Below are 13,983 nucleotides of genomic sequence, written 5' to 3' on the forward strand. Positions count from 1 at the left end.
CCGGCTTCGGCTCGGCGTGCGGCCGGTGTTCAAGCGGATCGACAGCTGCGCGGCCGAGTTCGATGCGGCCACGCCGTACCTTTATTCGACCTACGAGGCGCCTTTGTTCGGCGAGGCCGAGGACGAGGCGGAGGTCGAGGCGAAGCGCAAGGTGATGATCCTGGGCGGCGGTCCCAACCGGATCGGCCAGGGGATCGAGTTCGATTATTGCTGCTGCCACGCCGCGTTCGCGCTGCGCGACGCGGGGCTGCAGACGATCATGGTCAATTGCAATCCGGAGACCGTGTCGACCGACCCCGACACCTCCGACCGGCTCTATTTCGAGCCGCTGACGGTCGAGGACGTGCTCGAAATTCTCCATGTCGAGCAGTCGCGCGGCGAACTGGTCGGCGTCATCGTGCAGTTCGGCGGACAGACGCCGCTCAAGCTCGCTGCGGCGCTGGAAAAGGAAGGCATTCCCATCCTCGGCACCTCGCCGGACGCAATCGACCTTGCTGAGGACCGCGAGCGGTTCGCCGCCCTGGTCAACAGGCTGGGCCTCAAGCAGCCCGAGAACGGCATCGCCCGCTCGCGCGAGGAGGCGATCGCGGTGGCCGAGCGCATCGGTTATCCGGTGCTGACCCGGCCTTCCTACGTGCTCGGCGGCCGCGCGATGGAGATCGTCGACGGGCCGGCGCAGCTCGACGATTACATCGTCACCGCGGTCCAGGTCTCGGGCGACAGCCCGGTGCTCATCGACCAATATCTGCGCGACGCAATCGAGGTCGACGTCGACGCCATTTCCGACGGCAGCGACGTCGCCATTGCCGGCGTCATGCAGCATATCGAGGAGGCCGGCGTCCATTCCGGCGACAGCGCCTGCTCGATCCCGCCCTACAGCCTCTCGGCCGACATCGTCGCCGAGATCGAGCGGCAGGCGCGGGCGCTCGCCCTTGCGCTCGGCGTCGTCGGCCTGATGAACGTCCAGTTCGCGGTCAAGGACGGCGAGGTCTACCTTATCGAGGTCAACCCGCGCGCCAGCCGCACAATCCCCTTCGTCGCCAAGGCGATCGGCACGCCCATCGCCAAGATCGCGGCGCGTGTGATGGCGGGCGAGAAGCTCATTCCCTTCTTGCCCCTGAACCGCGACATCCCCCACATCGCCGTCAAGGAAGCCGTCTTCCCGTTCGCGCGCTTCCCGGGCGTGGACCCCGTCCTGTCACCGGAAATGAAGTCGACGGGTGAAGTGATGGGGATTGCCGACGATTTCGCCCATGCCTTCATGAAGTCGCAGATCGGCGCGGGTACCTTCATTCCGGAGGGCGGCACCCTGTTCGTGTCCGTCAAGGACAGCGACAAGGCCCTGATCGCCCCCGCGGTGCGGGCGATGCGGGAGCTCGGCTTCCACATCATCGCGACGTCGGGCACCGCCGATTACCTCGCCGGGCAGGGGATCGAGGTCGAACGGGTCAACAAGGTGGCGCAGGGGCGCCCCCACATCGTCGACCGCATCAAGGACGGCGACGTCCACATCGTCTTCAACACCACCGAAGGCTGGCAGAGCCATAAGGATTCCGCCTCGATCCGCGCCTCGGCGCTGATGGCCAAGGTTCCCTACTTCACCACGGCCGCCTCCAGCGCCGCCGTGGTCCGCGCGATCGCCGCGCTGCGGGAGCACAAACTTGAAGTTCGCTCGCTTCAGGACTATTATTCCGCCTCCAGGGCATGATCCTCACAATATGCGCGTGATGAGGCGGCTTCCCGCGAGGCCGCCCCCGACGAGTTTTTGACGAAAGGCAAAGGAATGGCGACCGTCGACAAGATGCCGATGCTGGCCGAAGGCTATGAGCGGCTCCAGGACGAGTTGCGCCGGCTGAAGACCGAGCGGCCGCAGATCATCGACGCGATCGAAGAAGCGCGCGGTCATGGCGACCTTTCCGAGAACGCCGAATATCACGCCGCCAAGGAACGCCAGGGCCAGGTCGAGGCGCAGATCGCCGACATCGAGGACCGGCTGAGCCGGGCGATGGTGATCGATCCGACGACCCTGTCGGGCGACCGCGTCGTGTTCGGCGCCACCGTCCATCTGATGGACGAGAACGACAAGCCGGTCGTCTACCAGATCGTCGGCCAGACCGAGGCGGACGCGCGGGTCGGCCGCATCTCCTACAATTCGCCGCTGGGCCGCGCCCTGATCGGCCGCAGCGTCGGCGACGAGGTCGAAGTGTCGACCCCGTCGGGAGACCGCTATTACGCGATCGAGAAGCTTGAGTTCATCTGAACCCCGGCGCCCCGCGCGTTGCGATAGCTAGCCCGATGCGTCCGCCCGAAAGTTGGAAGAATGCGCGGCTGACGCTGGGCATCGCCCTCGTCACCTCGCTGACGTGGGCGATACCGAACTTCCTCGGCTACGAGCGGTTCCTCGCTTTCTGGGGCGGCTTCATCCCGGCGCGCCTGCTCGTCCCGGCGACGCCCTTTCCATCCGCGCCCCTCTGGGTGACGCCGTTCACTGCGACCCTCGTCCACGCCGGCTTCATCCACCTGTTCTTCAACATGGTGATGCTGGTCTTCTGCGGCCGCCCGGTCGAGGCGATCCTCGGCCGGCGCGGGTTCGCCATCCTCTATTTCGTCGGAGCCTATGCCGCGGCGGGCGCCTATTTCATCCCGAACCAGCATGAGATTGTGCCGATGGTCGGGGCGAGCGGCGCCATCTCGGCCGTGCTCGGCGCCTACGCTTTGCTGTTCGGACGCAACAAGGTGAAGGTCGGCAGTCCCGCCGTCGCGACCCTACTCCACGCCGCGTGGCTGTTCGCCGCCTGGACGGTGATCAACCTCCTCGTCGGGGCGACCTTCGAAGTCGACGGCGCCCGTATCGCCGTCGCCGCGCATATCGGCGGCTTCCTGGCCGGCCTCGCGCTGGCCCGGCCGCTGCTGCTGCTGAGGTGGCGGGGGGCGTAAACTGCCTCCCCATCGGTAGATGGGGAGGGGGACCCCCGTAGGCGGTGGAGGGGAACTGGCTCGGGCTCAGCGGGTAAAGCGCTCGATGGCGAGGGCGTGCACCCCATTACCCCTCCACCAGCTTCGCTGGTCCCCCTCCCCAAGCCTTCGGCTCAGGGGGGCAGGCTAACCCATCTCCGGTTCCAGGAGGCGGTGGAGGTGGACGACGACATATTTCATCTCGGCATCGTCGACGGTGCGCTGGGCGGCGGCGCGCCAGGCGTCGAGGGCGCCCGCATAATTGGGATACACGCCGACCATCTCGATGGTGGCGAGGTCGAAATCGAGGCCGCGCGGATCCTTGACCCGGCCGCCGAACACGAGGTGGAGCTTGCTCATGCGGCGCGGATTAGCCGCCCGGGCCGGGAAGGCAAGCGCTTCCCGCCAGGACGGCGATGCTCAGCTCTTGGTGGCGGAGCGCAGCGCGTCGGCGGCGCGGCCGCCGAGGTCGCCGATCTGGTCGCGCGCCGTCTCGCGGGCGTTGTCGATGGCGCCGCGGGCCGTCTCGCTCAGCTTCTGGCCGACGGGGCGGAGCAATTCCTCCTCGCGGCTGCTGCGCGGTAGCAGGGCCCCGAGCAGCGCGCCGAGCGCGAGACCGCCGGCGATCGCCACCATCGGCGCCGAGTCGATTCCTTCCGCGGTGCGCTGGCCGACGCTGCCGGCCCGTTCGCGCGCCGCGGAGTAAGCGGCGGAGGTGCGGTCGCGGGCCGCCTGATAGGCGTCGGCCCCGCTCTGACGGACGGAGGAGAGGGCGCCGCCCTCATCCGCGGCGCCGCCGCCGCTGTTGCCGCCGGCGCTGCCGGCGGTGCCGCTGGAATTGGCTGAGGTGCGCGCGTTGTCGCTGGTGGTGGCCATGTCTTTTACGCTCCTACTTGGCTGGTTCGGTGGGCCGCTCGGCGAGCGGCGCGGTGATGTCGTACGGACCCTCGGTATGGAGGTTGGTGGTGACGAGGTCCTCGTCCGGCGCCGAATGGAACAGCCGCGAGACGGCCGAGCGGATCGGTTTGCGGGCGAGGAACAGGGTGAAGGCGGCGAGGCCGGCGGAGACGTGGTAGGGCCGCGCCTTCACCGCCTCGACCGTCGTTTCGGCGAGGTCGGTGCCCCGTTCCTTGACGCCGTCCCAGGCGTTGCCGACGATGGTCCCGGGCTTGAGCCGCGTCTGCAGATTGTGCGCCGTCGCCATCAGCTCCTTGCGGGCATGCTCGGCGTCGCGCTTGGCTTTCAGGATTTCAGCGGCGCTCATGCGAGCCTCTCCCCGGTCTGGAGAGCGGCACGCTCCTCCTCGTCGCCGCCGAGCGCGCCGAGCCTGGCAACGCCGTAGCGGACGAGGAAATAGCCGAGCGCGCCGACGACCAGGAAGACGATCAGGCCGCCGAGGGCGGGGCCGACCCATTTGGCGAGCTGCATCGCCAGCCCGACCGTCAAGGCGATCAGCCCCGCGTTGACGAGGAACATCGTCGCCACCAGCGCGATGGCGCCGTTCTTGGCCAGCGAGATGCGGCGCATCGCGATGGCGCGGTAGAGGTTGGCCTCCGCCCGGGCGAAGGACTTGCCCTCGTCGGCGAGGCGGCCGAACAGGTCGCCGATCGTCGGTTCGGGGGGATGGCTGGTCTGCGCGTCCAAGGTCAGGCTCCCGTGCCACCGCCCGAAGTGCCGCCGGCGCCGTCGGCGCCGCCGGTCGTGGCGCCGCCCGTGCCGGCGCTGCCGCCAGCCGCCTGGCTGGCGTCGAGGCCGGACTTGGCGAGGCGGGCGAGGGTGAAGCCGACCACCGCAGCAACGCCGATCGCGATGCCGGGGCTCTTGCGTACCGCCTCGCGGACGTTGGTGTAGAGCTCGTCGACGTCGGTCCGGCGCAGCGTGTCGGCGAAGCCGGACACGGCGTCGGAGGCCTTGCGGGCATATTCGCCATATTGGCCGCCCATCCGCTCGTCGATCGAGTCGGCGGTGTCGGCGACGATCCGCGACAGCTCCTCGAGGGCGTCGCTGGCGCGGGTCTTGCCGCCGTCGGCGAATTCGCGGACGCGGCCGCCGGCCTGGTCGCGCAGGGCCGAAACCTGGCCCGTCAGCTGCTCGCGAATGCCGCCGCCATCGCCGCCACCCGTGCCGCCACCGCCCGTAGTCGCAGGCGCGCTGCCGCCGCCGCTCGTCGTCGAAGTCGCCATCGAAGTTCCTCCTCCGCCCTGTGTGGTTGTGCGCGTGGTTCCACCGGTATCGTCGCCGCCGGCCGAGCCGACGAAGCCGCCGCCGTCCCGGGTGCCGCCCGCGTCGTCGTCCGTCGCCATCGCGCCGTTGATGATGTGGTCGGTGCCCTCCGGCAGTTCGTCGGGATGTGGCATGTATGCTCTCCAGTTGATGCAGGTTGTGCCCAGAATATCGTGACGCCAGAACCTGCGAGGTCGGCGAACCGTTCCGGCGCCGTGCGACGAAAGTTGCGTCGTCCGCGCCGCACCGATAAGCCGCCCGCCGTCACCTCCTCTCCTGATATAGATCGAAACGAGGCCGTAACAATGACCGCCATCCTCGACCTCCACGCCCGCCAGATCCTCGACAGCCGCGGCAACCCCACGGTCGAGGTCGATGTGTGGCTCGAGGACGGCTCGATGGGACGGGCGGCGGTGCCCTCGGGCGCCTCCACCGGCGCGCATGAGGCCGTCGAGAAGAGGGACGGCGACAAGACTCGCTACGGCGGCAAGGGCGTGTGCGACGCGGTTGATTCCGTGCGCGGTGAGATTGCCGAGGCGATCCGCGGGCTGGAGGCCGAGGACCAGGGCGAGATCGACGCGCTGCTGATCGACCTCGACGGTACGGAGAACAAGTCGCGGCTCGGCGCCAACGCCATTCTCGGCGTCAGCCTCGCCGTCGCCAAGGCCGCGGCCGATGCACGGGGGCTGCCGCTCTACCGCTATGTCGGCGGCGTCTCGGCGCAATTGCTGCCGGTGCCGATGATGAACATCGTCAATGGCGGCGTCCATGCCGACAACCCGATCGACTTCCAGGAATTCATGGTGATGCCGGTCGGCGCCGCCAGCCTCGCCGAGGCGGTGCGCTGCGGTGCCGAGATTTTCCACGTCCTGAAGGGCCGTCTCCACGACGCCGGCCTCTCCACCTCGGTCGGCGACGAGGGCGGCTTCGCGCCGAACCTCGGCTCCGCCCGCGACGCACTCGACTTCATCATGCAGTCGGTCGAGCAAGCGGGATACAAACCCGGCGACGACGTCGTCCTCGCCCTGGACTGCGCCGCGACGGAATATTTCCGGGACGGCGCCTACCAAATGGAGGGGGAGGGCAAGACCTTCTCCTCGGCGGAGATGGTCGACTATCTGGCCGACCTCGCCCGCGACTATCCGATCCGCTCGATCGAGGACGGCATGGCCGAGGACGATTGGGACGGCTGGAAGCTCTTGACCGAGCGCGTCGGCAAGACGGTCCAGCTGGTCGGCGACGACCTCTTCGTCACCAATCCGAAGCGCCTCGCCCGCGGCATCGGCGAAGGCATCGCCAACTCGATCCTGGTCAAGGTCAACCAGATCGGCACCCTTACGGAGACGCTCGAGGCGGTCTCGATGGCCCAGCGCAGCCGCTACACGGCGGTGATGTCGCACCGCTCCGGCGAGACCGAGGACACGACCATCGCCGACCTCGCCGTCGCCACCAATTGCGGGCAGATCAAGACCGGCTCGCTCGCCCGCACCGACCGCCTCGCCAAGTACAACCAGCTCATCCGCATCGAGGAGGAGCTCGGCTCCATGGCGCGCTATGCGGGGCGCGAGGTTTTCTCGCGGCGGGGCTGAACTGGCCTCTGAGGGCCCTCAGAGGCAGTAATCCACCGGAAATCCGCGCTTCAGGCCGCAAAGGGCTTGATTCGCCGGGCTTTTACTGATTCTGTACTTCGCATGGCGAGCGTAGGGCGCAATTCGATCGAGATCATCCGGCGGGCGGCGCTGCCGGCGCTGGCGCTGCTCATCATCGCCAACTTCCTCGGCTATGCCATCGTCGGCGCGAACGGCATTTTGAGCTGGGGCGATTACCGGCGACAGAAGGCGGTGCGGGTGGTGCAGCTCGCCCAGCTGAAGCAGGACCAAATGCGGCTCGCGCATCGTGTGAAGTTGCTCGATCCGAACAGCGCCGATCCCGATCTCTCCGACGAGATGGTCCGCAAGGAGCTCGGCCTCGTCCGTCCCGACGAAGTGGTGCTGCAGGTCAACTGAGCGGCGCCGCTACGGCACCCGCGTCTGCCGCCCGGCACAAGTTGCACGCACTCGCGTTTGCAGCCATAGACCCGCCCGAACCGATCCACCGACAGGAAGACGCCAGACGTGGCCAAGGCAGCAACGCCCAACAGCGCAGGCGCTGAGACGCCCGCCCCGCCCGCAACCCCCAATCGCGAACGTCCGCCGGAGCCGAAGCGCTACGAGCCCACGAAGGAGGAGCTGCTCGGCTTCTACCGCGAGATGCTGCTCATCCGCCGCTTCGAGGAGCGCGCCGGCCAGCTTTACGGGCTCGGCTTCATCGGTGGCTTCTGCCATCTCTATATCGGCCAGGAAGCGGTCGCCGTCGGCCTCCAGCATGCGATGGAGCCGGGCAAGGACAGCGTCATCACCGGCTATCGCGACCACGGCCACATGCTCGCTTACGGCATCGATCCCAAGCTGATCATGGCCGAGCTGACCGGCCGCGCCGCCGGCATCTCCAAGGGCAAGGGCGGCTCGATGCACATGTTCAGCGTCGAGCATAAATTCTACGGCGGGCACGGCATCGTCGGCGCCCAGGTCAGCCTCGGCACCGGCCTCGCCTTCGGCCACAAATACAAGAAGGACGGCGGCGTCTGCCTCGCTTATTTCGGCGACGGCGCGGCCAACCAGGGCCAGGTCTATGAGAGCTTCAACATGGCCGAGCTGTGGAAGCTGCCGATCATCTACGTGATCGAGAACAACCAGTATGCGATGGGCACGAGCGTCAACCGCTCGTCGGCCGAGGACCAGCTCTACCGGCGCGGCGAGAGCTTCCGCATTCCCGGCATCCAGGTCGACGGCATGGACGTGCTGGCGGTCCGCGGCGCCGCCGACACGGCCCTGGAATGGGTGCGCGCCGGCAAGGGGCCGATCCTGCTCGAATTGAAGACCTACCGCTATCGCGGCCACTCGATGTCCGATCCGGCCAAATACCGCTCGCGCGAGGAAGTGCAGGCGGTGCGCGAGAAGTCCGACCCGATCGAGCAGGCCAAGCGCGAGCTGGAGGCGATGGGCGTCGCCGAGGACGCGCTCAAGAAGATCGACACCGAGATCAAGCGCATCGTCGTCGAAGCCGCCGATTTCGCCGAGCAATCGCCCGAGCCTGAGCCGGGCGAACTCTACACCGATATTCTGGTCGAGACTTACTGATGCCGATCGAACTCAAGATGCCCGCCCTTTCCCCAACGATGGAGGAGGGCACGCTCGCGAAATGGCTCGTCAAGGAAGGCGACGAGGTCAAGTCCGGCGATATCCTTGCCGAAATCGAGACCGACAAGGCCACCATGGAATTCGAGGCGGTTGACGAGGGTACGATCGCGAAGATTCTTGTCGCCGAAGGGACGGACGAGGTGAAGGTCGGCACCGTCATCGCGCTGATCGCCGCGGACGGCGAGGACGTTTCCGCCGCAGCGCCCGCCGCTGCAGCGCCGCAAGCCGACGCCAGGCCGGCTATCGAGCAGCCGAGCGACCAGAAGACCGAGGCTAGCACCATCGAGACGGAGGGCAAGCAGCCGAGCCCGACCGGCGCGACCCAGCTCGTCGTGGCGACGGAGCGCACCCGCGCCGATCCCGAAGTGCCGGAGGGCACCGAGACGCTGCGCCAGACGGTCCGCGAGGCGTTGCGCGACGCGATGGCCGAAGAGATGCGCGCCGACGACCGCGTCTTCGTGATGGGCGAGGAAGTCGCCGAATATCAGGGCGCCTACAAGGTCACGCAAGGCCTGCTCGACGAGTTCGGCCCCGGCCGCGTCATCGACACGCCGATCACCGAATATGGCTTTGCCGGCCTCGGCACCGGCGCGGCGATGGGCGGGCTGAAGCCGATCGTGGAGTTCATGACCTTCAACTTCGCCATGCAGGCGATCGACCACATCATCAATTCGGCGGCCAAGACCAACTACATGTCCGGCGGCCAGATGCGCTGCCCGATCGTCTTTCGCGGCCCCAACGGCGCCGCCTCGCGCGTTGGCGCGCAGCACAGCCAGAATTACGGCCCCTGGTACGCCAACGTGCCCGGCCTGGTCGTGATCGCCCCTTATTCCGCGGCCGACGCCAAGGGACTTTTGAAGGCGGCGATCCGCTCCGAGGACCCCGTCGTCTTCCTCGAAAACGAACTGCTCTACGGCCAGAGCTTCGACGTGCCCAAGATGGACGATTACGTGCTGCCGATCGGCAAGGCGCGGGTCGTGCGCGAGGGCAAGGACGTGACCCTGGTCAGCTATTCGATCGGCGTCGGCGTCGCGCTCGATGCCGCGAACCAGCTCGCCGAGCAGGGCATCGACGCCGAGGTGATCGACCTCCGGACCCTGCGCCCGCTCGACAAGGCGACGGTGCTTGCCAGCCTCAAGAAGACCAACCGCATGGTCTGCGTCGAGGAAGGCTGGCCGACCTGTTCCATCTCGTCCGAGCTGATGGCGGTGGCGATGGAGGAGGGTTTCGACGACCTCGACGCCCCCGTCCTCCGGGTCACCGACGAGGACGTGCCGCTTCCTTACGCCGCCAATCTCGAGAAGATCGCCCTCATCAGGGTCGCCGACGTGATCGAGGCCGCGAAGAAGGTCTGCTACCGCTAGCCTTTATGGGCAGTTGCGATGCCTGACCTCGATCCCGACCGCACGCTTGCACTCAGCTATGTGGGTGCGCGGCATCGCCCGGCTCTGGAAGCGCTGTGGCGGCTCGACCTTGCCCTCGGCGCCGTCCTCGCCGGAGGGCGCGACCCGATGCTGAGCCGGATCAAGCTCGTCTGGTGGCGCGACGCCCTCGAAGCCCTGGACTTGAAACCGGCACCCGCCGAGCCGGTGCTGCAGGCAATTGCCGTGGCGGTGCTTCCCCTGGGCGTGACGGGCGCGGAGCTGTCGGCGATGGAAGAGGGGTGGGCGGTGCTCCTCTCGGATGGTCCGCTGACGGCGGAGGATCTCGACACCTATGCCGCCGCCCGCGGTGCGACATTGTTCAGGCTTTCCGCGCGGTTGCTCGGCGGGCGGGAAAGCCTGGTCGGTGTGGCGGGAGAGGCCTGGGCGCTCGCCGACCTCGCCCGGCACAGCAACGAGAAGGATGCGGACGCGGCTCTTGCTCGGCTTCGCACGCTACCCACGCCGCCACGGCTGCCCGGCCGCCTGCGCCCGCTCGGCATGCTCGCCGCGCTGGCGCGGCGCGATGCGGAGCCGAACCGTCCGCGCGGGGAGCCACAGGGCTCTCCGGGACGAGTTTGGCGAATGCTGCGCTACCGCCTCACCGGCCTTTAGTCCGTTTTCGAAATATTCTGCGACCGAAACGGACTGAATCGGGGACTAAACGTCTTCCAATTGTGGGAGGATGCGATGCTTCGAATTGCGACTGCGGCCGCGGCGGCCGTCCTGCTGGTTCTCGCCGGCTTCTTCGTCTGGAAAAGCCGCGCGGCGGCCGATCCGGCCTCTGCGTCGGTGCCCAAGGTGGCGGCCGCGCTCGATGTTCCCGGCACGGGCTTGCCCACCCACCACCGCAAGTCCTTCCTGCCGCCCGCGGCGTCCGATCAGGACAAAGCCGCGCGCCGCTTCGCCCGCGCCGACAAGGACAAGGACGGCAAGATCGAGCTGCCGGAAATGCTGTTGGGTCGCCGCAAGGGCTTCGACAAGCTCGACGCCAACCATGACGGCGTCCTCAGCTTCGAGGAATATACGTCGAAGACGCGGCAGAAATTCCAGGAAGCCGACGAGGACCACACCGGCTGGCTCAGCGCCACCGAATATGCCGAGACGGCGCCGCGCAAGAAGCCGCATGCGGCGCGGTGCGCCTGCTCGTGACGACGCTTCCTCCCGATCGCGAGATGGGGAAGCGGGGGCGGTAGCTCTGCCTCCCCATCCGCAAGGATGGGGAGGGGGACCAGCGAAGCTGGTGGAGGGGTATTTGCAGCGCTCGACATTCTGGCGTGACCGGAACCGCTCGATCGTGCGCGCTCGCGCGCTTCGGCGAGAGCCGACGCCATCCGAGTGCCGCTTGTGGGAGGTGCTGCGCCGGCGGCCAGAGGGCCTCAAGTTTCGCCGCCAGCATCCGTTTCCCGGCTGCACCGTCGACTTCTACTGCCCGGCTGCGAAGCTCGTGATCGAAGTGGACGGGGACAGCCATTCGATGGGCGACGCACCAGAGCGGGATTCAGCCCGGGACCAGTGGCTCGCTGGGCAGGGGATCACCGTCGTTCGCAACGATGCGAAGGACGTGATGCGGAACCTTGACGGCGTAGTTCTAAGCATTCTGGAGGCTAGCCGGCGCTAGCGAATACCCCTCCACCACCTTCGGTGGTCCCCCTCCCCACGGCTGCGCCGTGGGGAGGCATATGGAGCATCCACGCCGCCAGCGCCGCCTTCGCGCGCTCGGTGTAGAGCTTCTTGCGGTCCGCCTTCTTTGCCTTGCCGACCACCGGCGGGAACAGGCCGAAATTGACGTTCATCGGCTGATAGGCGTCCGCCTCGGCACCGCCGGTGATGTGGCCGAGGAGGGCGCCGAGGGCGGTCTCCGGCGGAGGCGGCGCGAGGATCCGGCCGGCCAGCTCGGCCGCTGCGAAACGCCCGGCGAGGAGGCCGACGGCAGCGGATTCCACATAGCCTTCGCAGCCGGTGATCTGCCCGGCAAATCGGATGTGCGGCGCCTTTTTCAGCCGCAGCGTCGCGTCGAGCAGTTGGGGCGAATTGATGAACGTGTTGCGGTGGAGCCCGCCGAGGCGCGCGAACTCCGCTTTCTCCAGCCCCGGAATGGTGCGGAACAAGCGAACCTGCTCGGCATGTTTGAGCTTGGTCTGGAAGCCGACCATGTTCCACAAGGTGCCGAGCGCATTGTCCTGGCGGAGCTGGACGACCGCATAGGGCCAGCGGCCGGTCTTCGGGTCATCGAGCCCGACCGGCTTCATCGGCCCGTAGCGCAGCGTATCGACGCCCCGCTCGGCCATCACCTCGATCGGCATACAGCCCTCGAAATAGGGCGTATCCTTCTCCCACTCGCGAAATTCGCTCTTCTCACCGTTGAGCAGGCCCTGGTGGAAGGCGAGATACTGCTCCTTGGTCATCGGGCAGTTGATGTAATCGTGGGTGTCGCCCTTGTCCCATCGCGACGCCATCCAGGCGACCTCCATGTCGATCGTCTCGCGGTAGACGATCGGGGCTATGGCGTCGAAAAAGGCCAGCGCGTCGGCGCCGGTGGCGGCGCCGATCGACTCGGCGAGGGACATGGCAGTGAGCGGACCGGTGGCGACGATGGTGATGCCGGAGGCGGGGAGGGCGTCGATCCGTTCGCGCACCACCTCGATATTGGGATGGGCGACGATGCGCTCGGTCACGGCCGCCGAGAATCCGTCCCGGTCGACGGCCAGCGCCGAGCCTGCCGGGACCTTGTGCGCGGCGGCGGTGTCCATGATCAGGGAGCCGAGCGCGCGCATCTCCGCGTGGAGCAGGCCGACGGCATTGTGCTCGGCATCGTCAGAGCGGAAGCTGTTCGAGCAGACCAGTTCGGCGAGGCTGTCGCCGTGGTGGGCGGGCGTCATGTCGCCGCCGCCCCGCATCTCGCTGAGCCGCACCTTCACACCCGCCTCGGCGAGCTGCCATGCGGCCTCGGAGCCCGCAAGGCCGCCGCCGATGATGTGGACGTGGTGGTTCATCACCGGCGGCGGTTAGCGGCGAAGCGCCGCGGCGGCTAGCCCCGCGCGGGGAGGAAGCGGCTGTTGCGCAGCAGGGCTGCGGCGATGAGGCTGACGAGGACGCCCACCGGAAAGATCTCGATGAAGGTCATCGGCAGGCGGAAGACGGGGTTGGCGTAGCTCTTGCGGAAGGCCTCCATCTCGGCGGCGTAGCGGGCAAGCGCCGCGCCGGTGACGCCGGCGGCGCGCTGCTTCTCAATCATGGCGTGGCTGTAGACGGCCGCGAAATCGCCGCCGCTCAAGCCCGAGCCGATCTCCCAGGCGGCGACGTAGACGAGGCTCGCCACGAAGGCGATGCCGAGGCCCAGGCCGAAGGCCGGCCAGAATCGGATGACGCCACCGCCGGGCCCGTCCCGCTGCGCCTTGATGGCGATGAAGATCGTGGTGAAGGCGAGCAGCATGCTGGCATAGCCGACCAGCATCCCCCATTTCATCATATGGTCGCCGCTCATCGAGAGCGTCAGCAATGTGAGCGGGACGCCGACGATGAGGCCGGCGACGATCCCGTAGGCGATGATGGTCTTGAGCATGTGTTGTCCCCCTTGCGCAGTGTCGCCCGCGAAGGAGCCGCAGCCAAGGGGCGAATGCAATCGCCCGAAAGGGTGATTTTGAGGCCCTAGCGAATAATTCCGAGGCTGCGGGCGCGGGCGATCGCCTCGGTACGGCGGCGCGCCTCCAGCTTCTCGCACAGGCGCGCGACATGGGTTTTCACGGTGTGCGGCGAGATGTGCAGGCGGGCCCCGACTTCCTTGTTGGAGAGACCTTCAGCCAGCGCCTGAAGGACGCGAAGCTCGGCGGGGCTGATGCCGAGGCTGGCCTGCGCGGCCGGGTTGCCGTCGAACTCCTTCGCGGGGCGGGTGCCGAAGAGGCGGGCGCCTGCGAAGACGCCGAGGCCGAGGAAGGCCGCGGCGACGAGGAAGATATAGATGTCGGCGGACCGGGCGCGTGCGAGGCGCCGATAGTCGAGCCAGTCGAGCAGAAACGCCCCGGCCGCGAGGGCTGCCGCATAACCGAGGAGCGGCTTCCAGGAGAGGGCGGCGGAAGGGGCACGGCGGGGCACGGGCGCGAGGGTAGCCCGGGCCGCTGCCGCCGCAAGCGTGATTTGACCGC

The 13,983-nt window shown here is 67.9% G+C and carries 18 protein-coding genes; 10 read left to right on the forward strand and 8 right to left on the reverse strand.

Going from position 1 to position 13,983, the window contains the following annotated elements:
- The 3 genes from carB to VGC56_RS00230 form a co-directional block, all read left to right on the forward strand.
- A partial coding sequence (carB, locus tag VGC56_RS00220) for a carbamoyl-phosphate synthase large subunit (RefSeq protein ID WP_464122414.1) occupies window positions 1-1,708 on the forward strand: 1,708 nt, incomplete at its 5' end.
- A 75-nt stretch (window positions 1,709-1,783) separates the two neighbouring features.
- Window positions 1,784-2,260, forward strand: a complete 477-nt coding sequence (greA, locus tag VGC56_RS00225; RefSeq protein ID WP_464122416.1) for a transcription elongation factor GreA — start codon at window positions 1,784-1,786, stop codon at window positions 2,258-2,260.
- A 35-nt stretch (window positions 2,261-2,295) separates the two neighbouring features.
- On the forward strand, window positions 2,296-2,937 hold the full coding sequence (locus VGC56_RS00230) for a rhomboid family intramembrane serine protease (protein WP_464122419.1): 642 nt from the start codon (window positions 2,296-2,298) through the stop codon (window positions 2,935-2,937).
- A 165-nt stretch (window positions 2,938-3,102) separates the two neighbouring features.
- On the opposite strand, the gene VGC56_RS00235 is transcribed toward VGC56_RS00230, so the two are convergent.
- From VGC56_RS00235 to VGC56_RS00255, 5 genes are read right to left on the reverse strand one after another with little or no spacing between them, the layout of a single operon-like run.
- Window positions 3,103-3,315, reverse strand: coding sequence for a DUF4170 domain-containing protein (locus VGC56_RS00235; protein WP_464122422.1), 213 nt, complete (start codon window positions 3,313-3,315; stop codon window positions 3,103-3,105).
- Window positions 3,316-3,375: 60 nt separating this feature from the next.
- The gene (locus tag VGC56_RS00240) at window positions 3,376-3,831 is read right to left on the reverse strand and encodes a hypothetical protein (protein ID WP_464122425.1); all 456 of its coding nucleotides are present in this window, start codon (window positions 3,829-3,831) and stop codon (window positions 3,376-3,378) included.
- Window positions 3,832-3,844: 13 nt separating this feature from the next.
- Window positions 3,845-4,219, reverse strand: coding sequence for a DUF3618 domain-containing protein (locus VGC56_RS00245; RefSeq protein WP_464122427.1), 375 nt, complete (start codon window positions 4,217-4,219; stop codon window positions 3,845-3,847).
- Window positions 4,216-4,599 (reverse strand): phage holin family protein, encoded by a 384-nt coding sequence (locus VGC56_RS00250; protein ID WP_464122431.1) that lies wholly within the window; start codon window positions 4,597-4,599, stop codon window positions 4,216-4,218. The genes VGC56_RS00245 and VGC56_RS00250 overlap by 4 nt, the downstream gene beginning before the upstream one ends.
- A 2-nt stretch (window positions 4,600-4,601) precedes the next feature.
- Window positions 4,602-5,312: a hypothetical protein gene (locus tag VGC56_RS00255; protein WP_464122434.1), complete on the reverse strand. Its 711-nt coding sequence runs from the start codon at window positions 5,310-5,312 to the stop codon at window positions 4,602-4,604.
- A gap of 171 nt (window positions 5,313-5,483) precedes the next feature.
- Between VGC56_RS00255 and eno the strand changes: the two genes are divergently transcribed.
- From eno to VGC56_RS00290, 7 genes are all read left to right on the forward strand, one after another.
- Entirely contained in the window at window positions 5,484-6,767 is a 1,284-nt protein-coding gene (gene eno / locus VGC56_RS00260) for a phosphopyruvate hydratase (protein ID WP_464122437.1), read from the forward strand.
- A gap of 102 nt (window positions 6,768-6,869) precedes the next feature.
- Entirely contained in the window at window positions 6,870-7,184 is a 315-nt protein-coding gene (locus VGC56_RS00265) for an FtsB family cell division protein (RefSeq protein WP_464122440.1), read from the forward strand.
- A gap of 108 nt (window positions 7,185-7,292) precedes the next feature.
- A complete protein-coding gene (gene pdhA / locus VGC56_RS00270) occupies window positions 7,293-8,357 on the forward strand; it encodes a pyruvate dehydrogenase (acetyl-transferring) E1 component subunit alpha (RefSeq protein ID WP_464122443.1) in 1,065 nt (354 codons plus the stop codon).
- A complete protein-coding gene (locus VGC56_RS00275; protein ID WP_464122446.1) occupies window positions 8,357-9,781 on the forward strand; it encodes a pyruvate dehydrogenase complex E1 component subunit beta in 1,425 nt (474 codons plus the stop codon). Before pdhA ends, VGC56_RS00275 begins: the two co-directional genes overlap by 1 nt.
- 18 nt (window positions 9,782-9,799) lie before the next feature.
- Entirely contained in the window at window positions 9,800-10,453 is a 654-nt protein-coding gene (locus VGC56_RS00280; protein ID WP_464122449.1) for a squalene/phytoene synthase family protein, read from the forward strand.
- 75 nt (window positions 10,454-10,528) lie between these two features.
- The gene (locus tag VGC56_RS00285) at window positions 10,529-10,990 is read left to right on the forward strand and encodes an EF-hand domain-containing protein (protein ID WP_464122451.1); all 462 of its coding nucleotides are present in this window, start codon (window positions 10,529-10,531) and stop codon (window positions 10,988-10,990) included.
- Between the two features lie 103 nt (window positions 10,991-11,093).
- Entirely contained in the window at window positions 11,094-11,459 is a 366-nt protein-coding gene (locus VGC56_RS00290) for an endonuclease domain-containing protein (protein ID WP_464122453.1), read from the forward strand.
- Here the strand turns inward: VGC56_RS00290 and trmFO are convergent.
- The 3 genes from trmFO to VGC56_RS00305 form a co-directional block, all read right to left on the reverse strand.
- Window positions 11,446-12,834, reverse strand: a complete 1,389-nt coding sequence (gene trmFO / locus VGC56_RS00295) for a methylenetetrahydrofolate--tRNA-(uracil(54)-C(5))-methyltransferase (FADH(2)-oxidizing) TrmFO (RefSeq protein ID WP_464122459.1) — start codon at window positions 12,832-12,834, stop codon at window positions 11,446-11,448. The genes VGC56_RS00290 and trmFO overlap by 14 nt on opposite strands.
- Before the next feature lie 35 nt (window positions 12,835-12,869).
- A complete protein-coding gene (locus VGC56_RS00300) occupies window positions 12,870-13,403 on the reverse strand; it encodes a DUF4199 domain-containing protein (protein ID WP_464122455.1) in 534 nt (177 codons plus the stop codon).
- 86 nt (window positions 13,404-13,489) lie between these two features.
- Window positions 13,490-13,983 (reverse strand): response regulator transcription factor (locus VGC56_RS00305; protein ID WP_464122457.1); only part of this gene is annotated, 494 nt, incomplete at its 5' end.

It is taken from the genome of Allosphingosinicella sp., assembly GCF_036403745.1.
Lineage (GTDB): Bacteria > Pseudomonadota > Alphaproteobacteria > Sphingomonadales > Sphingomonadaceae > Allosphingosinicella.